The 20,489-nt window shown below is 66.6% G+C and carries 17 protein-coding genes and 1 tRNA gene; 5 read left to right on the plus strand and 13 right to left on the minus strand.

What is annotated here, in order from left to right:
* The first annotated feature begins 187 nt into the window (after positions 1 to 187).
* Positions 188 to 916 (plus strand): alanine--tRNA ligase-related protein, encoded by a 729-nt coding sequence (locus tag NDI79_RS04520; protein WP_310927247.1) that lies wholly within the window; start codon positions 188 to 190, stop codon positions 914 to 916.
* A gap of 31 nt (positions 917 to 947) precedes the next feature.
* Here NDI79_RS04520 and NDI79_RS04525 read toward each other — a convergent pair whose 3' ends face one another.
* Positions 948 to 1,913, minus strand: coding sequence for a diacylglycerol/lipid kinase family protein (locus NDI79_RS04525; RefSeq protein ID WP_310927248.1), 966 nt, complete (start codon positions 1,911 to 1,913; stop codon positions 948 to 950).
* A 172-nt stretch (positions 1,914 to 2,085) separates the two neighbouring features.
* Here NDI79_RS04525 and NDI79_RS04530 point away from each other — a divergent pair, with 172 nt between their 5' ends.
* Positions 2,086 to 3,462 (plus strand): APC family permease, encoded by a 1,377-nt coding sequence (locus NDI79_RS04530; RefSeq protein WP_310927249.1) that lies wholly within the window; start codon positions 2,086 to 2,088, stop codon positions 3,460 to 3,462.
* A gap of 154 nt (positions 3,463 to 3,616) precedes the next feature.
* Here the strand turns inward: NDI79_RS04530 and NDI79_RS04535 are convergent.
* From NDI79_RS04535 to NDI79_RS04550, 4 genes are all read right to left on the minus strand, one after another.
* Positions 3,617 to 3,689 (minus strand) — tRNA-Gln (locus NDI79_RS04535).
* A 159-nt stretch (positions 3,690 to 3,848) separates the two neighbouring features.
* Complete coding sequence (locus NDI79_RS04540; RefSeq protein WP_310927250.1) at positions 3,849 to 4,064, minus strand: hypothetical protein; 216 nt, start codon at positions 4,062 to 4,064, stop codon at positions 3,849 to 3,851.
* An 88-nt stretch (positions 4,065 to 4,152) separates the two neighbouring features.
* On the minus strand, positions 4,153 to 4,593 hold the full coding sequence (locus tag NDI79_RS04545; RefSeq protein ID WP_310927251.1) for a metal-dependent transcriptional regulator: 441 nt from the start codon (positions 4,591 to 4,593) through the stop codon (positions 4,153 to 4,155).
* A 28-nt stretch (positions 4,594 to 4,621) separates the two neighbouring features.
* Complete coding sequence (locus NDI79_RS04550) at positions 4,622 to 5,119, minus strand: ferritin family protein (protein WP_310927252.1); 498 nt, start codon at positions 5,117 to 5,119, stop codon at positions 4,622 to 4,624.
* Positions 5,120 to 5,323: 204 nt separating this feature from the next.
* Between NDI79_RS04550 and NDI79_RS04555 the strand changes: the two genes are divergently transcribed.
* Positions 5,324 to 6,982, plus strand: a complete 1,659-nt coding sequence (locus tag NDI79_RS04555; protein ID WP_310927253.1) for an alpha-amylase family protein — start codon at positions 5,324 to 5,326, stop codon at positions 6,980 to 6,982.
* 33 nt (positions 6,983 to 7,015) lie between these two features.
* Here NDI79_RS04555 and NDI79_RS04560 read toward each other — a convergent pair whose 3' ends face one another.
* From NDI79_RS04560 to NDI79_RS04580, 5 genes are all read right to left on the minus strand, one after another.
* A complete protein-coding gene (locus NDI79_RS04560) occupies positions 7,016 to 8,143 on the minus strand; it encodes a succinylglutamate desuccinylase/aspartoacylase family protein (RefSeq protein WP_310927254.1) in 1,128 nt (375 codons plus the stop codon).
* A 183-nt stretch (positions 8,144 to 8,326) separates the two neighbouring features.
* Complete coding sequence (gene sufD, locus NDI79_RS04565) at positions 8,327 to 9,535, minus strand: Fe-S cluster assembly protein SufD (RefSeq protein WP_310927255.1); 1,209 nt, start codon at positions 9,533 to 9,535, stop codon at positions 8,327 to 8,329.
* Position 9,536: 1 nt separating this feature from the next.
* Positions 9,537 to 10,967 carry a Fe-S cluster assembly protein SufB gene (gene sufB / locus NDI79_RS04570; protein WP_310927256.1) on the minus strand — a complete coding sequence of 477 codons (1,431 nt, stop codon included), beginning with the start codon at positions 10,965 to 10,967 and terminating at the stop codon, positions 9,537 to 9,539.
* A gap of 36 nt (positions 10,968 to 11,003) precedes the next feature.
* Complete coding sequence (locus NDI79_RS04575; RefSeq protein ID WP_310927257.1) at positions 11,004 to 11,921, minus strand: ABC transporter ATP-binding protein; 918 nt, start codon at positions 11,919 to 11,921, stop codon at positions 11,004 to 11,006.
* Between the two features lie 197 nt (positions 11,922 to 12,118).
* A complete protein-coding gene (locus tag NDI79_RS04580; protein WP_310927258.1) occupies positions 12,119 to 14,845 on the minus strand; it encodes a DNA-directed DNA polymerase in 2,727 nt (908 codons plus the stop codon).
* Positions 14,846 to 14,999: 154 nt separating this feature from the next.
* Here NDI79_RS04580 and NDI79_RS04585 point away from each other — a divergent pair, with 154 nt between their 5' ends.
* A complete protein-coding gene (locus NDI79_RS04585) occupies positions 15,000 to 15,188 on the plus strand; it encodes a DUF7331 family protein (protein WP_310927259.1) in 189 nt (62 codons plus the stop codon).
* A gap of 109 nt (positions 15,189 to 15,297) precedes the next feature.
* Positions 15,298 to 15,738 carry a DUF7346 family protein gene (locus tag NDI79_RS04590; RefSeq protein ID WP_310927260.1) on the plus strand — a complete coding sequence of 147 codons (441 nt, stop codon included), beginning with the start codon at positions 15,298 to 15,300 and terminating at the stop codon, positions 15,736 to 15,738.
* On the opposite strand, the gene rad50 is transcribed toward NDI79_RS04590, so the two are convergent.
* Genes rad50 through NDI79_RS04605 form a run of 3 tightly spaced genes read right to left on the minus strand, consistent with a single transcriptional unit; the run spans position 15,739 to position 20,468 of the window.
* Complete coding sequence (gene rad50, locus NDI79_RS04595) at positions 15,739 to 18,423, minus strand: DNA double-strand break repair ATPase Rad50 (RefSeq protein ID WP_310927261.1); 2,685 nt, start codon at positions 18,421 to 18,423, stop codon at positions 15,739 to 15,741.
* On the minus strand, positions 18,424 to 19,887 hold the full coding sequence (gene mre11 / locus NDI79_RS04600; protein ID WP_310927262.1) for a DNA double-strand break repair protein Mre11: 1,464 nt from the start codon (positions 19,885 to 19,887) through the stop codon (positions 18,424 to 18,426).
* The gene (locus NDI79_RS04605) at positions 19,884 to 20,468 is read right to left on the minus strand and encodes a DUF7966 family protein (protein ID WP_310927263.1); all 585 of its coding nucleotides are present in this window, start codon (positions 20,466 to 20,468) and stop codon (positions 19,884 to 19,886) included. The genes mre11 and NDI79_RS04605 overlap by 4 nt, the downstream gene beginning before the upstream one ends.
* Between the last annotated feature and the right edge of the window lie 21 nt (positions 20,469 to 20,489).

Consider the following 20,489-nt stretch of genomic DNA (forward strand, 5'->3'; position numbering starts at 1 on the left):
CCCGTTGGAGCGACGAGCGGGGCGTTCGAACGTTCGCGTTCGTATTCATTACCCGAATCAATGGTTGTTCGGCTCTTAGGCGTTACGACGGGCGAGAATCAGCGTCCCCCGGGGAGGGAGTCGCCGGCGCGGCCGACGCGCGACCGAAGCGTTCCTTACCGTCCGCGGCCGTACGTCGCGGTATCAGATGTCGAGCGAACCGCTCTACTTGGAGGACACCGCGCGCCGGACGTTCGAGGCGACAGTCGAATCCGTCGCCGGCGATAGGGTCGTCCTCGACCGGACCTGCTTTTACCCCACCGGCGGAGGACAACCGCACGACACCGGCCGTCTCCGAGACGGAACGGGCCGCGAGTGGCGCGTCGCTGACGTGACGAAGAAGGGCGACATCCTCCACACGCTGGACGGAGACCCGCCAGACCCGGGTACCGCCGTCACCGGCGAGATAGACTGGGAGCGCCGGTACGCTCACATGCGCTACCACACGGCACAGCACCTCCTCTCGGCGGTCCTTCTCGAACGCTACGACGCGGAGACGACGGGCAACCAACTGTACGACGACCACGCGCACCTCGACTGCGCCTACGAGCGGTTCGAGCGCTCGGACCTCGACCGCATCGAGGCGCGCGTGAACGAACTCGTCGCGGAGGCCCGAGCGGTGCGGTGGTACTCGCTCGACCGCGAGGCGGCCGAGGCGTCGCTGGACCCCGCGCGGACGCGCATCCACCTGCTCCCCGACTCCATCACGGAGGTTCGCATCGTGGAGATAGGAGGTGCGGACGACGACCACCCGTTCGACCGGACCGCCTGCGCCGGGACGCACGTCGCCGACACCGGGGCGGTCGGAACGATGGAGGTGACGGGCCGCCGGACGCAGGGGTCGGCCGAGGAGCGAATCGAGTTCGTCCTGCGCTGAGCGGTCGGTGGCCGGGGCCGCGGACGAGGCGTCAGGAGTAGAACGGCGAGGCGTCGTAATCCGGGCCGACGCAGACGCGGAGCGACCGCGGGCGGGTGTGGAGCACCAGTTCGCTGTCGGAGTGGGGTTCGCCGTCGAGGCTGAAGTCGATGGTCTCCCCGTCGGCGGCGTCGATTTCGAGTTGGCTCGCCCGCACGTGGAAGACGTTCTCCGTCTCCTCGCCCAAGACACGCTGTGTGAGCGCCTCGGCGACCATCTCCGTCGTCGGCATCTGCTCGATGATGACGACTTCGAGGTGGCCGTCCTCGACGTTCGCCTGCCCGCCCTCCTTGGCGAACCGGCGGATGTTCCCGACGAGGACGCAGACCGCCTCGCCGGACCACCGCGTCTCCTCGCCCTGCGAGACGGCCGTCAGGTCGACGTGCAGACCGTCGAACGACGCCATCTCCTGCAGGCCGGCGACGACGAACGCCATCGAGCCGAACCGCTCTTTCAGTTCGTCGGAGGTGGCGATGCTCGCGTCCGCGAGGAGGCCGGCGATACACGACATCGCGAACAGTTCGTCGTCGGCGACGCCGAGGTCGATGCGCCGTCGCGCCCCCGTCTCGACCACGTCGAACCCCTGCTCGACGCTCCGGATGCCGAGGTTGCTCGCCACGATGTTCTCGGTTCCGACCGGGAGGGGAACGACGGTCACCCCGTCGAGAGCGCCCTCCTCGTCGAGGCCGTTGACGACTTCGTGGAGGGTGCCGTCGCCGCCGGCGACGGCGACCAGCGTGACCTCCCCCGTCGCCGCCCGCCGCGCGAGTTCGGCGGCGTGCCCCTCGCGGTCGGTCTCCTCGACCCGGTAGCCGCGTTCGGCGGCGAGTTCCCGAACCCGTTCTGCGTGGTCGGCCGTCCCGCTGACCGGGTTGAGGATGACCCACCGCTCCCGGTCCGTCTGCGGCATCGCGCCGGCGACGGGTTCGTCGACGGCTGTCTCCGTCGTGTGCTTCATGCATAGCCGTTCGTCGTTCGGGCGTAACAAACTGTTCGCTCGAACCGAGCGACTGCGGCCGCTATCCGGTATCGGCAGGAGTCGCTTTATCTCACTTTCGATTCAAGGAGATACGCCTTAATTCCAACTTCGGCTAAAAGACTGAAAACCCTGCAACTGCAATCGAGGGTACATGTCTACAGAGAATCAGACGGGCGACCCCGCCGAGAACCAAGGGGGGGACCTCGGTCTCACGGGGGCCGTATCGATGGCCCTCGGCGGGATGATCGGCGGCGGCATCTACGCCGTCCTCGGGGTCGTCGTGAACATCTCCGGGCAACTCGCGTGGCTCTCGTTCGTGTTGGCCGGTCTCGTCGCACTGTGCGCGGGGTACTCGTACATCAAACTGAACCAACTGAGCAAGCCCGAGGGGGCGTCGCCGACGTACCTCGAGTGGTTCGCCGACAGTTCCACGCTCGCCGGGATGGCGGGATGGACGCTCCTGTTCGGGTACGTCGGGTCGATGGCGATGTACGCCTACGCCTTCGGGAGCTACTTCGTCGACATCATCAGCGTCGACCAACTGCTCGGGCTACCGCTTCGACCCCTCCTCTCCTTGGCCATCATCGGCATCTTCGTCGCGCTCAACCTCGTCGGCGTCGAGGAGTCCGGTTGGGTCGAAATCGTTCTGGTCGTCGTCAAGATAGCCGTCCTCGTCGGCTTCGTCGGCTTCGGCCTCTGGTTCGGCTCCGGGAACGGCGGCATACAGACCGGCCTCGGGTCCATCGGAGGGCTCACCTTCGAGCCCATCATGGCCGCCGCGATGTCGTTCGTCGCGTTCCAGGGCTGGCAGCTCTTGATGTACTCGCAGTCGACCATCAAAGACCACAGCGACACCAACCCCACCGCCATCTACATCTCGATTCCGACGGCGGTGCTCATCTACATCGGCGTCGCCATCGTCACCACGAGTATCGTCGGCGTCTCCTTGGTCTCTCAGCGCCCCGAAGTCGCGCTGGCGACGGCCGCCTCCCAGTTCGGCGGGAGTTGGGGTCACCTCATCATCGCGCTGTCGGCGCTGTTCTCCACGGCCAGCGCCATCAACGCGACGCTTTTCACCAGCGCGCAGTTCTCCGACCGACTCATCGAGAACGACCTGCTGCCCACCCGTCTCGACAGCAACACGCCCGACGAGTTCGAGGAGGGAGCCCTGCCGAAGCGCATCATCATCCTGCTCGGCGTGCTGACCGCCGCGTTCACCGTCGTCGGGAGCCTCGAAGGCATCACCTCGTTCGCGTCGCTGACGTTCATCGTCGTCTTCGGCGGGATGAGCTACCTCGCGCTCACCCAACGCGACCACGAGGACGTCTCCGCGATTCCGCCCGCAATCGGACTCGTCGGGACTGTCGTCTTCCTGCCGCTGATGATGATCAACCTGTTCAACACTCAGCGTACGGTGTTCTACACCGTCGTGGGTATCAGCGTCGTCGTCACCCTCGTCGAACTCGCCTACTTCCGAACGGACATCCTCGAGGAGAAGACGGAGCGGGACGTGTCGGGAAGCGACTGAGCTGAGCGGCTTTTTTCGATTCACCTCACCATCGCTCGGCGGGACGGCCCCGCTTCGAGACACGGGTTCGGAACGCGAAAACCCGAATCCGCTCGCTCTCCAGGAGCGAATCGGCGTGGTAACTACGGACGTTCGTCCCGTTTCTCGTAGAAAGTAGTCCCGGGCGGATTCGAACCGCCGTCAATGGCTCCAAAGGCCATTATGATTGGCCACTACACCACGGGACTTCACTCCGTTCGCCCCGTGTACCTCGCAGTTCCGTCGGAACTGCTCACCACCACGGGACTCCTCGCTTCGCTCGTCGCCCGATATCCCGAGACGACAGTCGCTACTCCTCGTGCGAGCTTTGAAAAGCCATCGGGTTCGGCCCGCCGTCGTCGTCCGGGTCAGTCCGCGCCGACGCCGATTCGAGCGTCGGTGTCCGGGAGGCGTTCGACGGAGAAGCCGCCGCACTCCGGACAGACGTGGTACTGGACGTCGTAGGCGGTCCCGCATCCGCGACAGACGTACGGGAACTCCGGATTCCCCATCGACTCCGTCCGACCGCCGGGTCCCACGCCCGCGAGTCGGAGGAGACGTCCGATAGCCTTCGTTCCTACCATGCCCGCGTTTCTCGGGGGAACCGTCTTAACGCTTCGTCATCGTTCCCGCGTTAAGCCGGGCGTATTCGGCCGATTTACCCGATAGGCTTTAGTCGGCCGGGCGCTCTTCGGCCTCGGCCACTTCGAGGTAACAGCAGGCGTCGGTCTCGGGGTCGAAGCAGTCGGGACACTCGTCGTTGCGGTCGATGATGGTGTCGAGTCGCTCGGCGACGATGTCGTCGATGACGGGTTCGAGTTCGCGCGCCTCCCCCCGGAACTCCTCGACGTCGAGGACGTTCGCGAGGAACCGCTCGATGATGCAGTAGGTCTTGAGCGCGTCGCGCGCGCGCACGATACCTTCCTCCGTGAGGCGGACGCCCTTGTACTTCTCGTGCTCGGCGAGGCCGCGGTCCTCGAGTTTGCCGATCATCTCGTTCGCGCTCGCGGGACTCACGTCGAGCATGTCCGCGAGTGCGCCGGTCGCTGCCGGGCCGTCTTCCATCTCCTGTAGGAGGTAAATTGCCTTTACGTACTGGTCTGCGGTGTTCATCGATGTCCTCCGCGTCGCTGCGTTCGGCTCATTCGCGCGTCTCCATGATTCGGGTCACTGATTCGACGCCCTCGGCCTCCTCCTCTCGAATCTCGGTGAGCAGGCGGACGAGGTGCTCTCTGTCGACGCTGAACTGCGCCTCGCTGGCCTCGATGGCGTCGATGAGGTCGTCGTAGAACTTGTAGGCCGTCTCCTCGTTGCACAGTTGGTCGTAGAGGACGCCGTCGAAGTCCTCCGGTTTGGTGTTGCCGTACTGCGCCTCCACGAGCGTCTCGATGTCCTCGAACGGGATGCTCTCGGCGTCGAGGTCCGCGATGATATCCTCCAAGCGGTCGCGGTGCTCCGCGGACTCCTCCGCGGCGTGTTCGAGCAGTTCCTCTATCTCCTCGTCGAGTTCGCGTTCGTCGTCCGCGAGCGACTGGTAGTGGTGGTGCGCCCGCGCCTCGACCACTTCCTCGAGGACGATGCCGATCTGGAGGAGACGGGCGAGTTGGTGGTCTGAGGTGACGCGGCGACCGACGCTCATACCGTCACCTCGGGCGCGTGCGATACCCTGACGTTCATACGCCATCGAGGATTGTGACCGACTTAAGCGGTTCCCTCCGGTCGTCGCGTCCCGGACGGGCGGTCTTTCGGACTCCCGGCGCGGCACCGCGACCCCGACCGCGTTGCTCGGGCGACGACCGAACCCACGGTAAAAGTGACGTACCCGCCGTCGGAACGGGACGGTATGGCGAATCCCGACTGGTATCGCGACGCGATAATCTACTCCATCGACGTGAAGACGTTCAACGACTCCGACGGCGACGGCTGGGGGGACCTGCGGGGCCTCATCGACCGCCTCGGCTACATCGAGCAGTTGGGCGTGGACTGCCTGTGGCTTCGGCCGTTCTACCCGAGTCCCATTCAGGACAACGGCTACGACGTCTCCGACTACTACGCCGTCGACTCGAAACTCGGGTCGCTCGGCGACTTCGCGGACCTCCTCGAACGCGCGCACGAACGCGGCATTCGGGTTCTCATCGACATGGTGTTCAATCACACCTCCGACCAGCACCCGTGGTTCAAGCGCGCCCGGCGGGACCCCTACTCGAAGTACCACGACTACTACCTATGGACCAGCGACGTCGACAACGCTCAGAAGCGCGGGAACATCTTCCCCGACTACGAGGACGGCGTCTGGACGTACGACGGCGTGGCCGAGAAACACTACTTTCACCAGTTCTATCACTTCCAACCCGACCTCAACGTGGCGAACCCCGCCGTCCAAGAGGAGATCTGCGAGGTGTTGGAGTTCTGGCTCGACCTCGGCGTCGACGGCTTCCGCATCGACGCCGCGCACCCGATGACGATGCCGAAGGGGCACGACGGCACGGAACTGGACGACCCGATGGACCTGTTCAAGCGGATGCGCTCGCGGGTGCACGAGAAGAACGAGGAGGCCGTCCTCCTCGCGGAGGCCGACGACCAACCGGACGAACTGGCGTACTACTTCGGCGGCGGCGACTCCTTCGATATGATGTTCAACTTCGTCCTCAACGCCCACCTCGTCTACGGCGTCGGCGTGAAGGACACGTGGCCGCTCCACCGCGCCCTCGAGGTCCTCCCCGACATCTCCCACGTGGGCCACTGGGCGAACTTCCTGCGCAACCACGACGAGTGGAACCTCCTGAAACTGCCGTGGGAGGCGATGGACCACGGTCGGCAGTTCTTCGGCGACGAGGAGGGCAGTTCGTGGATATTCGGTCGCGGCCACCGCCTCCGACTCGCGGACCTCTACGACGGCGACCACGACCGCATCGCCCTCGCCAACAGCCTCATGTTCTCGATGCCCGGCACGCCCGTCCTCCTCGCGGGCGACGAGATAGGGATGGGCGCGAACCTCTCGTTGCCCGAGCGCGAGGCCGTCAGGACGCCGATGCAGTGGTCCGACAACGCCAACGGCGGCTTCTCGACGGCCGACCCCTCGGAACTCGTCAACCCCGCGACCGACGAGGGGAAGTTCGGCTACGAGGAGGTCAACGTCGCGGACCAAGTCGTCGACCCCGACTCCCTGCTCCGACGCATCGAGCGCATCGTCGACGCCCGGCGCCTCTGTTCGGAGATCGGGACCGGCGACCTCACGGTGCTCGACGTCCCGCCGAAGGAGGTGTGGGTCCACCGCCTCGCGAAGGGCAGCACCGTCCTCCTCACCGCGCACAACACCGCCGACGAGCACCGGGAAGTCACCGTCGAGTTCGAACCGCCCGCAGAGGCCAGCACCCGCATCGTCGGCCCCGGCGAGTACCACGCCGAGGACGGGCAGTGCACCTTCTCGCTGGACGCCTGCGACTACGCGTGGGTGCGCGGCGACCGGAAGGGCGAACGGGTGCCGCTGGGGCGACCGTGAGAGGCGACGCGACGGGAGTCGCTCGCCCCCGACTCACTCGTTGCGCTCGCCCGCCGCCGTCGCGTCCGTCTTCCGGGTCGTCGTCCGCCGCGTCGCCCCCGGCGCCGTCTGACGGCCCATCCAGTGGTACGTTCCGAGGGCGGCGTACCCCTCCCGGTCGATGACGTCCTCGATGACGGGCCGGTCGTCCTCGTCGACGGCGACGAGGTGGGCGACGATCTGACCGGGCACCGTTATCGGGTTCGCCGCCATGCCGACGACGAGTCCCGTGAACGGGGCTTCGACGACGTGCTCTTCGCGCTTGAAGTGATCCGATATCGTGCAGACGGCGTCGCCCTCGTCGATGATGGGGTAGGGACCCCACTCCATGTCGACCCATCCGCCGGCGTTCGACCGAATCCACGTCTTCTCCTTCGGGCCGACGACGCGTTGCCACGGCGGTTCGGACTCGAACTCGTCGTCGACCATCCCGAACGAGGCGAAGAGGTTGTGCAGGTGTTCGAGCGCCCGTTCGACCATGAGCGGTTGGTACCGCTTGGCCTCGCCCATCTCGACGGTGATGGTGGGTATCCCGTCCTCGGAGGCGACCCGGCGGAGCATCCCCTTCGAGCCGACGCCGTCCAGAACGACGGCCGAGAGAAAGCCGTTCGCCACCTCGGCCACGGCGGGGTCGCTCATGTCCGCGCGCGTGTGGAAGATGGTCACCTTGTTCCGCGTCGAGGTGTGGAAGTCGACGCCGAACTCGCAGTTCGAGACGAAGCGGTCGTAGATGACCTTCGCGATTCGCTGCGCCTCGTTCCCCCGGTCGGACCCGGGGAACGACCGGTTCAGGTCGCGGTCGTAGATGGGAAGATAGCGCATGTGCGCGCGGTAGCCCGGCACGTTGACGACGTGGAGGCAGACGATGGTGCCCGCCAAGTCCTGCGGGTCGTATCTGTCGGCCACCTCTTGGACGACCTTCACGCCGTTGACCTCGTCGCCGTGCATCGCCGCGCTAACGAACGCGCGCGGACCGGCCCGCGACCCGTTGATGACGGTCACCGGGAGTTCTATCGCGTCGCCGAGGTAGGACTCGCCCACCTCGTACAGCACGTGTCGCTTCTCGCCGGGGCGGACCTCGGCGTCGTATCGGAACGGTTCGGGGGGTCGGTCTGACGACATCGTGACTCACCGAGCGGAGAGTACGACGGGCGCGGAGAAAACAGTTGACAGCGTGATAGTTCCGTGACTGACCGACGAATCGGAGTGTCACGGTCGGACGCGACGTGCACCGCTCGGACGGTGGCGGGAACCGATGCGCGAAGAACCGAAGAGAGAGGAGCGCGGAGACGAGAGAGCGAAGGCCTACCGCAGACGGGCGGAGATGAGTTCTTCGAGGTCCTCTCGGAACTCGTCGACCGCGATTTCGTCGAGGACGGGCACGAAGAAGCCCTCCACGAGCATGTTGCGCGCGGTTCGCTCCGGCACCGACCGCGAGGTCATGTAGAACAGGTCCTCCTTGTCGACCTGTCCGACCGTCGCGGAGTGGGAGGCCTCGGTGTCGTGGTTGTGGATGATGAGCTTCGGCGACGCGTCCGCCTCGGACTCGTCGGAGAGCATCAGCGTGTTCTCCCGCTGGTACGAGGAGGTGTTCCACGCGTCGCGGCCGACGTCCTGAACTCCCTCGTACACCGAGCGCGCCTCGTCGTCGAGGACGCCGCGGGTCACGAGGTCGGCGGTCGTGTTCTCCGCCTGGTGCCAGACGCGGGCGTTGAGGTCGAGGTGCTGGTCCTCGTGGCCGAAGAACGCGCCGACGATCTGCGTCTCCGAGGAGTCGCCGTTGAGTTCGGTCTCGACGTCAGAGCGCGTGAGCCGAGAACCCATGTTGCCCTCGATCCAGTTGATGGTACCGTACACGTCGGCGTCGCCGCGCTTGAGCGTGTAGTGGTACGTGTCGTCGTCGAGGTTCTGCAGCGAGCCGTACTGGACGTAGGAGTTCTCGCCCGTCGCTATCTCGACGAGGTTCGAGAAGTACCGGTCGCCCTCGGTACTCCCACCGCTCTCGATTCGCTCCAGAATCGTCACGGAGGAGGAGTCCTCGGTGACGACCAGGGTGTGGCTGAACAGCGACTTCGAGTTCATCTCCGCGCGGACCTTCACGTCCTTGGCGTCGACGCCCTCGGGGACGTAGATGAACGTGCCGGTCGTGAACAGCGCCGTCGACAGCGCCGTCAGGTAGTTCGACTCGGGGGCGACCGTCTGCCCGAAGTTCTCCTCCAGGACGTCGCCGAACTCGTCGAACGCCTCGGTGAACGGGAGGACGTGGACGCCCTCGTCGGTGACGCGTTCGGTCTCGTCGGACTGGTTCAGCGGGTCGACGAGGTCCTCGAAGTCGAGCGCTTCGAGGTTCGTCCAGCGGCGACCGGGCGTCTGGATGACGTCCGGCAGGTCGACCGTCTCGAGCGCCTCCAGGGCGTTCAGACGGGTCTCGAGGAGCCACTCGGGTTCGTCTCGCCCCTCGGATATCTCTCTGACCGTCTCCTCGGAGAGGCTGGCTGGTAGCTGCGCGCTCATGTTATCCGAGGCTACCCTCCATCTCCAGTTCGACGAGGCGGTTGAGTTCGACCGCGTACTCGATGGGCAGTTCCTCCGTGATGGGCTCGATGAAGCCCGAGACGATCATCTGCTTGGCGTCGTCGTCGTCCAGTCCGCGCGACTGGAGGTAGAAGATGTCCTCGTCGCCGATTTTACCGACGGTCGCCTCGTGGGCCACGTCGACGGTGGACTCGTTGATCTCCATGTACGGCATCGTGTCCGAGGTGGACTCGTTGTCGAACATCAGCGCGTCGCACTCCACGGCCGTCGAGGAGTTCTCGGCGCCCTCGGAGATGTGGACGAGGCCGCGGTAGTTCGTGCGGCCGCCGTCCTTCGAGATGGACTTGGACTCGATGGTCGACTTCGTGTCCGGCGCGTTGTGGTACACCTTCGCGCCGGTGTCGATGTTCTGTCCCTCGCCCGCGAAGGCGATGGTGATGTGGTTGTCGGAGGCGCCGCGACCCTTCAGGATGGTCGCGGGGTACAGCATCGTTGCCTTCGAGCCCATGGAGCCCGAAATCCACTCCATGCGGCCGTTCTTCTCGACGATGGCGCGCTTGGTGTTGAGGTTGTACGTGTTCTTCGACCAGTTCTGCACGGTCGAGTACTGGACGTGGGCGTCCTCGCCGACGAACACCTCGACGCCGCCGGAGTGGAGGTTGAACGCCGAGTACTTCGGCGCCGAGCAGCCCTCGATGTAGTGGACTTCGGAGCCCTCCTCGGCGACGATGAGCGTGTGCTCGAACTGGCCCATTCCTTCCGAGTTCATGCGGAAGTACGCCTGCACGGGCATGTCGACCGTCGTGTCCTCGGGGACGTAGACGAACGACCCGCCCGACCAGATGGCGCCGTGGAGCGCGGCGAACTTGTTGTCGCTCGGGGGAACGCACTTCGTCATGAAGTACTCCTTGACGATGTCTTCGTGCTCCTGGACCGCCTGGTCCATGTTCATGAAGACGACGCCCTTCTCCTGCCAGCGCTCCTGCATGTTCTGGTAGACGACCTCGGACTCGTACTGGGCGCCGACGCCCGAGAGCGCGTTCTTCTCGGCCTCGGGGATGCCCAGTTTGTCGAAGGTGTCCTTGATGTCGTCCGGCAGGTCCGTCCAGTCGTCGACGCTCCCGCGCGTCTCCACGTCGGGGCGGATGTACGGGACGATTTCGTTGACGTCGACCTCCGAGAGGTCGGGCTGGCCGGGCCAGTCGGTCGGCATCGGCATCTCTTGGAACTGCTTCAGCGCGCGGAGGCGCCGCTGCAGCATCCACTCGGGCTCGTCTTTGTCCTCGGAGATGACGCGGACCGTCTCCTCGGTCAGGCCCTTCTCCGTCTGGAACGACGAGTTCTGCTCCTTCTTGAACTCGAAGCGAGCTTCCGTGTCGGTTTCTTTGAGGTGGTCTTGATCTGAACTCATGTTAGTGTCTAGTTTGTGTTGCGGGCTCGATGCGTATTAGGCTGTCCCGTACACGTCCTCGCGAACCCAGTCGTATCCTTCGTCCTCTAGCTGCTCTGCGAGCGATGCGTCGCCGCTCTTGGCGATTTCGCCGTCGAGCATGATGTGGACGTGGTCGGGTTCGACGTATTCGAGGATACGCTGGTAGTGGGTGATCTGGAGGATACCCGTGCCCTGCTCGTCGCGGAGGGCGTTGATACCGTTCGAGACGTCCTGCAGGCGGTCGATGTCCAGCCCGGAGTCGATCTCGTCGAGCACCGCGATGGACGGTTCGAGGATGGCGGCCTGCAGCACCTCGTTCTGCTTTTTCTCCCCGCCGGAGAAGCCGGCGTTGAGGTAGCGCTGGGCGAACTTCTCGTCCATGTCCAGAAGCTCCATCTTCTCCTTCAGGAGCTGCTGGAACTCCGCGACGCCGATCTCGCCCTCGTCGGCGGGCCCCTCCATGGGGGAGGTCTCGTAGCCGGACTCCTCGTCGTCGGCCTCGGCTTCCTCGTCCTCGTCGCCCTCGAACAGCTCCTCGCGCTCTTCGAGCTTGGCGTTCAGCGCCGTGCGGAGGAAGTTCGTCATCGTGACGCCCTCGATTTCCGCGGGGTACTGGAAGCCGAGGAAGATGCCGAGCGCCGCGCGCTCGTTCGGCTCCAGGTCGAGGAGGTTCCACGTGCGCTTGTCCTCGGGAATCTCGAGTTCGTCGCCGAACTCGTCCTCCTCCAGGTGGAGGAGGATCTCACCGTCGGTCACCTCGTACGCCGGGTGTCCCGCGATGACCTTCGAGGTGGTCGACTTCCCGGAGCCGTTCGGGCCCATCAGCGCGTGGATCTCGCCCGATTTGACTTCCAAGTCGACGCCACGAAGAATCTTTTCACCGCCCTCCTCCGCGACCTGCGCGTGGAGGTTCTTGATTTCGAGTGTAGCCATTGTTGTCTCGTCGCCTCGTACCAGAACGGAGGGTAGTGCGACGCATAATGGTTACGCATTCGCCACCGCTCGCTTAACGCGAGAGAAAATTTATTTGTTTTTCAGAAAGGGTGTGTTTGGACTGCGCCGCGAGTCCGACGGCGGGTCGAGACGGGATTTCCCGCCGTCTCGCCGCGTCTACGTCGCGTGCGCCGCGTTCACATGAAGCTGCCGAGCCCGGTCTGCTGCTGGCCGGACTTCACCTCGTCCCACGACATGCCGAGGGCCTCGATGATGCGGGCGATGGGTCCTTCCAAGGTCTTCTCCAGCATCGTCTCCCAGTCCACCTCGAACGCCTCGGGCACCTGGTCGTCGTACTCGAAGCAGATGACGTCCGGGTCGCGTTTGAACTGCCCGTACAGGTCGTCTCGCTGCGGGTCGAACCCCTCTTCGTCTTCCATCCGGCGGAACCACGAGGGGTGGACCTTCTTCAGATAGAGCCGTTTCGGCTTCGACCCGCGCCCGAAGTTCGTCCCGAGGAAGGCGTTGGCGTACAACGACCCGCGGACCTGCGCGGTCCGCGTGTCGTAGGCGTCGAGGCGCTTGCCGATACCGCCCGGTATCCCCACCTCGTCGAGGGGGAGGTTCCCCTCCTGGAAGTCGGCGATGACCTCGTGGACGTACTCCTTGATGTCCTCGTTGGCCTCCCCGTAGACGATCATCTCGATGACCTCTCGCTGGACTTCCTTCGTAACCTGCGCGATGTCCGAGCGCTTGTACTCGAAGCCGGTGATGTCGATGTCGTCGACGTCCTTTCCCTCCTTCCAGACGATGTGGCCGGCGTAGCGCTTCTTCTTGCCCGCCTGGAAGAACCTGCGATACAGCTTCTCGAACTCTATCTGGAAGCGGTGCTCCTCGCCGCCCTCCAGGTCGACGCCGAGTTCGTCGCGGGCGAACTCGTCGTAGGCGTCGTTGATTCGTTCTTCGACGTCGAACGACCGCTCGATGGCCTCCTCCTTCGACACGTCGGGGCCGAGTTCGAGCATGACGGAATCCGTGTCTCCATATGCGACAGAATGCCCGAGTTCGTTGGCGGTCCGCTGGGTGAACTCGATGACTTCCCGTCCGGTGGCGGTCACGGCGGCGCCCATCTCCTTGTCGTACAGGCGGAAGCGGTCCCACCCCAGCACGCCGTACAGCGAGTTCATGATGACCTTCACCGCGCCCTGTTGTCGGTCGAGTTGCTCGTAGGCCGCGCTGCCGGGGTCGTTCTCGTTCCGGAGTCGCTTCTTCTCCTCTCGCTCTTCGAGGAGTTCGTCCACCATCTCCCGGATGATGCCGTCCGGTTCCTTCCGGAAGTGCGTCCCGTTGGGCGCGCGGAACGTTTCTCCCTCGTACGTCTCGGGGTCGACCTTCGTCTCCGGCGACGCGTTGGTGGTCACCATGCACATCGGGTACAGCGACTTCAGGTCGAGGACGGTGACGTTCTCCTTGACGCCCGTGATGGGGTCGAAGACGGCGCCGCCCTCGTACTCTTCTGCGTCCTGTCGCCCCTTCGACGGCAGGGCGAACTCGCCGTGGACCTTGTGCAGCACGTAGATGTCGACGGTGTCGCCGGGCGTCGTCGCGTCCTCTAACTTACAGCCGACGAACGTCCGCACCTCGTCCCAGAAGGCGACGACGTCCTGCTTTCTGTCTATCTCGACGCAGAGTTCCACGTCGCGGACGTTGTACTCAAGCAGTCGCTTCGGGTCCTCTTCCCACAGGTCGCCGATGTTCCCGGAGTAGCGCTCCTTTCCCACGTCGAGTTCGAGTTCGCCGACGGCGTCCAAGCGATAGGACTCCAACTCGGAGAACTGCGTGCGCTTGTAGGCGTACAGCAGGTCGAACACGACGCGGCCCTTCACGTCGGGGCCGCCCCATCCGCTCCGCCACACCTCGCCGACGCGGGAGAGGCGGTCCGGGTCGAGGTCGTAGTCGGAGGTGGGATTCACCACGTCCAGTCGGTCGAGGAAGTACGGCATGTCGAAGTCGTCGAAGTTCCAGCCGGTGAGCACGTCGGGGTCCGTCTCCTCGATGTACCGGACGAACGCGTCGAGCATCTCCCCCTCGCGGTCGAACGCGCGAATCTCCACCTCGGTGGCGTCGTCCAGCGGTTGGTAGTCGCCGAGGTCGGTCGGCGACTCGACGCCGTCGCCGGCCTCGGGTGCGTTGTAGAGCCACGCGATATATTCGTCGCGGTAGGAGTCGTGGGAGGTGAGACAGATGATGGGCTCTTCGCCCTCCTCGGGGAACCCCGAGCGGTCGTCCACCTCGATGTCGAAGGTGTTCACGCGCAGGTCGGCGTCGACGTCGATGGGGACGACTTCGTCGTGCGGCACCTGGACGGTGCCGTCGTCGAGGCGGCGCGCGGGGACGCAGACGCCGCTCTGGATGTCCTTGTCGATGAGGAGGCGGTTCGGAAAGAGGATGTCCGCCTCGTAGTGGTCGAACTCGTCGCGGATCTGTCCCACGTCCCGCGGCGTGCGCGTGCAGATTTTCGTCAGTTCCTCGCCGCGGATGCTCTCGTACCCCGACTCGGTCCGCGTGATGACCGATTTGTCGAGGAGGTCGTCGTCCAGCGTGTCGGTCGGCGCGTAGAAGTAGGGCTCGAACCCGAGGACGCGGACGTGCTCGGTCTCGTTCTCGCGCGTGCGGCCAAAGACGTGGACGACCGGGTACTCGTTGTTGCCGTTCCCCTCGATGGTGTAATCCACCTGCGTGACGGCGAGTTCGACGGTGCCGTCGGCGTCGGGAAAGCGTATCTCCTCGGAGTCGACGACGTCCGAGACGTGCTGGCTCCCGTCGCCCGCGACGTGTTCGGCCTCGGCCGCCGGCCGCGCGCCGTCCGCGTCGCCGTCGCCGCCACCGCCCCAATCGCCGTCCGTGAGCCCTGCCTGCTTCATGCCGACCCGTTCGGCACTCCCGGCTAAAAACCTCGGCTTTTCGCCGCTGAACCCGCTCGCACCGACTATCGTTAGCGGCAAAATTGCTGTCAGAAAAAGAAGGTGCGCATACGCAACACATTTAGTGTGCCACCTCGTACCACGCTGTACCACCATGACCGACCACGCGAACTCGAAGCGGTCGGACCGGTCGCCTGCCGCGCAGTCGTCGGCGGGCGAAGCGAACGGGCTCGACGACGTCGAGTCCTACGACATCGACGGTGGAGTCGTCTTCTACGACCCGCAGAACCCGCTCGCGTGGGTCGAGACGACTCGGACGATCACGCTGAAGGAGTTCGTGTAGGCGGGCGGGCGCCGAACGCCCAACGTCCGTCGCGGCCGACGCGGCGGGCGGAGCCCCGCTCGACTCCCCGAACGCAACCCCTATTCGTCTCAGCGCCCTCCGCTTGCCCATGCAGACGGTCCGCGACGGCGACGGCAAGCGCTACCTGCTCGTCAAACGCTCCGGCGACTCCAGTCGCGTCCGCGACCCGGAGACGGGCGAAGAGCGGTACGTCGAGAACGACGACGTGACGTTCGAGGGCGACTCCGCGCTCGAAACCGCGGCGTCGGCCGTCTCCGACCCCGTCAGGCGACTGATGACGGCCGTTCACGGCGAGCGCTCGCTCGGCCTCCTGGTCGAACTGGCCGACCGCGAGGCCGTCTCGGTCGTCGAACTGCTGGACGCCTACGACCTCTGCGAGTCCGACCTCCACGGCCTCCTCGGGGAGTTCCGCGCGGCGGGGCTCCTCGAAGAGGCGACCGTGTACGGCGAACGCGGGTACGCCGCGACGGAGACGACGAAGGCGGCGGTGGCGGAGCTTCGCGAGAGGAACGGGGGAGCGGAAGGGTAGTCAGTCGTCCGCGAGCGACTCGGCGGCCGCCAGCGCCGCCGCGTCCTCCTGTCGCACCGACGAGCGGTTGCTCGTCGGGTCCTTCTCCACCGTCACGAGTTCGTCCGCCGCGTCCACCAGTTCCTCGTCGTGGCTGACGATGATTATCTGTCGCACGCCCAACTCGCGCATCTCGTCGACGAGGTCCACGAGGCGCGAGACGTGCCCGGAGTCGAGGAAGACGGTCGGTTCGTCGAGGATGAGGGGCGGCATCGGCGCCGCGCCCTCGATGCCCTCCGCGAGCAGGCGGTAGATGGCGCAGCGTAAGGAGAGGTTGAACAGCGCCCGCTCGCCGCCCGAGAGCTGTTCGGGGTCCAGGGCGGTGCCGTCCTTCTGGAACACCGTCAGCGCGTACTCGCCGTCGAGGCGGATGCGCGAGTAGGCGTCGTTGCCGTAGACGAGGTCGAACGTCTCGTTCAGCATCCGTTCGAGGCTCTCGACGTTGCGCTGGCGCAGGTCCGCGCGCAGGTCGCCGTACATCGCCTCCAACTCCTCTATCTCGGCGTGGAGCGATTCGAGCGCGTCGACGCGCGCGGCGAGTTCCTCGCGGTCCTCGCGGAGCTCCTCCAACTGCGCGAGTTCGCCCTTCACGCCGCCGATGTCGCTCTGGAGTTCGTCGCGTTCTTCCCTTAGACTCGACAGCTCCTCGTCCACCTGCTCGACGTACTCCGCCGCGTTCTCCCGGCGCTCTCTCGCCTCCTCGACCGTCGACTCGTCCACCTCCTCGGCCAGCGACGAGCGGCGCTCCCGCTTCTCGGCCAGCCGCTCCCGCCGCTCGTCGTTCAGGTCGGCGAGGTTCTCGCGCCGCTCTTCGAGGCGGTCTATCTCCGATTCGGTCTCTTCGAGCGCGGAGCGCCGGTCGGAGAGCGCGTCGAGGCGCTCCTCGGCGTCCGCGACCGCCTCTACCTCGGCTTCGAGGTCCGAGACGGTCTCCGCGGCCTCCTCGGCGGCCTCGGCCTGCGTCGACGCCGCCGAACGCTTCTCCTCGGCCTCCGCGTCGAGTTCCTCGGCCGCCTCGCGCAGTGACTCCGCCTCGGTCCGGCGCTCTTCGAGGGCCTCCGCGGCGTCGTCGATGCGCTCTTCGAACAGGTCCCGGCTGTTCCGGAGTTCGCCGACCCGGTTCTCCGCCTCGACCAGTTCCTCCGCCCGCTCGGCCTTCGATTCGAGCGCCTCGCGCCGCTCGCGGAGGTCCGAGAGCGTCGCCTCCAACTCCTCCATGCGCGCCTCGTACTCGCCGATGGCGTCGACGTGGGGGGAGTCCTCGACGGGCTGGCCGCACTCGGGACACTTGCCCGCCGCGCGGAGGTCTTTCGCCTCCGAGAGCCTGTCGCGGACGTTCTCCAGTTCGGCGTTCGCCTCGGTGAGTCGCTCGCGCACGCCGGCCAGCGTCTCTCGGATCTGCTCGCGGTGCGCCGACGCCTCGCCGAGTTCGGCGGGCGCGTCCGCGAACTCGCCTTCGAGGGCGTCGAGTTCGTCCTCCAGTTCGTCGAGGCGGGCCCTGCGCGATTCGAGTTCGTCTTCGGCCTCCTCGGCGGCGTCGTCCAGTTCGCCCGCGCGGGAGCGCTTCTCGGCCGCCCGCGATTCGAACTCCTCGGCGCGTTCGCGGAGCTTCTCGGCCTGATTCGACAGCATCGTCCGGCGCTGGCGCGCGTCGGTCAGTTGCTCGCGCACCTCCGCCTCGCGGGCGTCGAGTTCCTCGCGCCGGTCGGCCACGGCGTCCGCCGTCGCCTCGTCGAGGTCCGCCTCCGAGCGCAGGTCGTCGACGCGGGCGCGGAGTTCTTCGACCCTGTCGCGCGCCTCGCCGACCTCGCTCCGGAGCGACTCCCGCGTCTGCTCGTCCGCCTCGACGGTCTCGCGCAGGTCGGCGATGTCCCCGTCGAGGTCGTCCAGTTCCGCGCGCTTCTCGCGGTAGGATTCGAGGACGTCCTCGGCGTCTTCGCGCGTCGACACCGCCTTCTCGCGCTGTTCCTCGTAGTTCCCTATCTTCGCGTCGACCTCGCCGAGTTCGGTCTCCAGGGCGTTCAGCCGCGCGTGGAGGTCGGCGTCCTCCTTGGCTTCTATCTGCGAGTCGACCTTCGAGAGGCCGCCGCGCCGTTCGGTCAGGACGTCCTCGACGCCGAGGCGGGCGTTGCCCGCGCGGACGCGGTACTCCTCCAGTTTGCCGAGTTGGAGGAGTTCGTCTATCGTGTCCTGCCGCTGGGCGGGCGTCGCGTTGATGAGTTTGTTCACCTCGCCCTGCCGGACGTACGCGCAGTTGACGAACGCCTCGGCGTCCATCCGCAGGAGGTCGGTGACGAACCCGCGCACGTCGCGGGAGCCGTCGACCGTCGTCTCCGGACCTTCGAGGACGCACTTCGCCGTCTGGACCCGGTCGCCCGACTTCCGGAGGCGGCGCTCGACGTGGTAGGAGCCGCCGTCGTGGGTGAACCACAACTCGATTTCGGCCTCCTCGGTGCCGGTCGTCATCACGTCCTCCAGCGTCTCGTCCAGCGCGTGCGCGCCGTACAGCGCGAAGAAGCACGCCTCCAAGAGCGAGGACTTCCCGCTGCCGTTCAGCCCGTGGATGACGGTGACGCCGTCGGTCAGGTCGAGGTCGGTTTCCGCGTACGGCTTGAAGTTCTGTAGTCGAATCCGGTCGAAGCGCATCTAGAAGTCCTCCATGGTGAACTGGCCGTTCGACGAGTCGTCCGCCGCCTCCTCCGCGCCGGCGTCGGACGCGTCGTCTTCGCTCCCGAGTTCCGCGTTGCTCGGGTCGTCCGGTTCGTCCGGTTCGTCCGACTCCGCGTCATCGGAGTTCTCGTCCGCTTCTTCGACGGCGACTTCCCCGCCGTCCGTCTCGCCCGGCCCCGCCTCGACGGCACCTGCGTCCGGCGCGTTCTCGGGGGGTCGCTCCTCGTCCGCTGCGGTCTCGGAGTCGGGTTCGGCGGCGTCTGCGCCCGCACCGTCGTCCGCTCCGCTTTCGGCGTCGGCGTCAGACTCGCCACCGTCACCGCTCTCGGCCGGCGAGAACGCGGCGAGGTCACCGTCCTCGACCAGCGAGTCGACGCGGGTCTTCACCTCCTCGCGGACCTTCGAGTCGGCCGTCTTGCTCGCGCGGACCGTCTCCTCGACGTCGCGGGCGGCCGTCGACAGGCCGAGGTCGGTTACTCGCTCCCGAACCGCGTCGTCGGGGTCCGCGAACGAGACGCTCAGTTCCGACTCGGTCTCGACCTGTCGGCGGTCGGTCACGCGGGCGACGAGCGCCCCTCGTTCGCTCAGGAACTCCTCGACGGAGGCGGGCGTCACGGGTTCGCCCGCGCCGGTTATCTCCACGATGGCGACGGCGTCGGTCACGTCGTGCTGGCGGATCTGCTCGCGGACGCGTTCGGCGCCCTCGCCCTCCGCGAGGTCCACCGAGACGAACGCGAACGGTCGCGTGTCGAGCGAGCGTCGGCGGATGTCCACCTCCTCGCCGAACGCGACGAGGTTGTAGCCGCGGGCCGCCTCCTCGGCGGCGCTGGCGCGTTCGGTCGACCCGCAGTAGGTCACCCACGTCCCCAGCACCTCCTCGGTACCCGGCGCGTGGTTGTCGCCGACGAGGAAGGCGTCGAAGTCGACGTTCGATTCGCCCAACACGGTCTCGGTGTCCCAGTCGGCGTGCGCGAACGGCGTGAACAGGCCGTGGCCGACGAGGGCGGCGTGGGCGGCGTCGTGCGGTTCGAAGTCGTAGGTCAGTTCGTCGCGCCGGGATTTCGGGACGTGGTCGAGGCCGTAGAACGCCGTGTCGCCGACGAGTCGAGGGGCGGCGCCGAGGCGTTCGGCGAGGCCGAGGCTCTCGAAGAGGTCCAGCCACTGCCCGCCGCGGGTCGACTCGTGGTTGCCGACGACGGCGAGGAAGGGAATGCCCGCGTCGTCGAGGTCCCTGAGGACGTCGATGGTTCCCAACAGGTCGCGGAGTTCCGGTCGCCGGTCGTGGAACAGGTCGCCCGCGTGGACGACGGCGTCCACCCCTTCTTCGACCGCGTCGTCGACCACCTGCTCGAAGGCGTCGAGGAAGTCCCGTCGCCGTTCGGGCGAGTGGTACTGCTGGTACCCCACGTGGGTGTCCCCGGTGTGTATCACCCGTGTCATCTGTCCGCGGATTGGTCGGTCCGGGGTAAAACGATGTCGCGACCGGAGCGGAAGTGGTCGCCGTCGTCTCCTCGCGGCCCGCGGACCCCGACCGATTCGCCGTCCGGTGCCGTCTCCTTTCCGTTCTCGTCGGCGTCCTCGTTCCCGTCCTCGCCCTCGGGACCGAACGCTCGTCCGATAGCCGAATCGAGTCGCCGGTGGGTCGAAAGCGCCCGTCGTCCCCGCTCGGCGGTCGCTGCCGCGTCCCCGTCCGGCGGCGCTCCGCGCCCCGAACCCGCGGCCGCCTCGCTCTCGGCGTCGGCCACGGCCCGGGCGAGTTCGGGGAGTCGACCCGCGCGGAGGAACGCCGCGGCGTCGACTGCGGACGCCGTCGCCGCCTCGGCCTCGGCGACCGTCTCGCGATACCTCGGCGGCGGCGACGACGGAGCGCCGGTCGCCAGCGCTCTGAGCGCGGTGTGCACGGCATCGGGAGACGGCGCGGGCGTCTCCGGTCTCGAATCGGCGTCGTCCGGCGGGGTCGAAGCGGTCCGGGGGCCGGACGGGCGTGCGGCGGTCGGACGGGGCGACGGGGCGGGAGTCACAGGGGGACTGGTCCCGCGTTC

Origin of the sequence: Halogeometricum sp. S3BR5-2, from assembly GCF_031624635.1 — an archaeon.
Classification (GTDB): domain Archaea; phylum Halobacteriota; class Halobacteria; order Halobacteriales; family Haloferacaceae; genus Halogeometricum; species Halogeometricum luteum.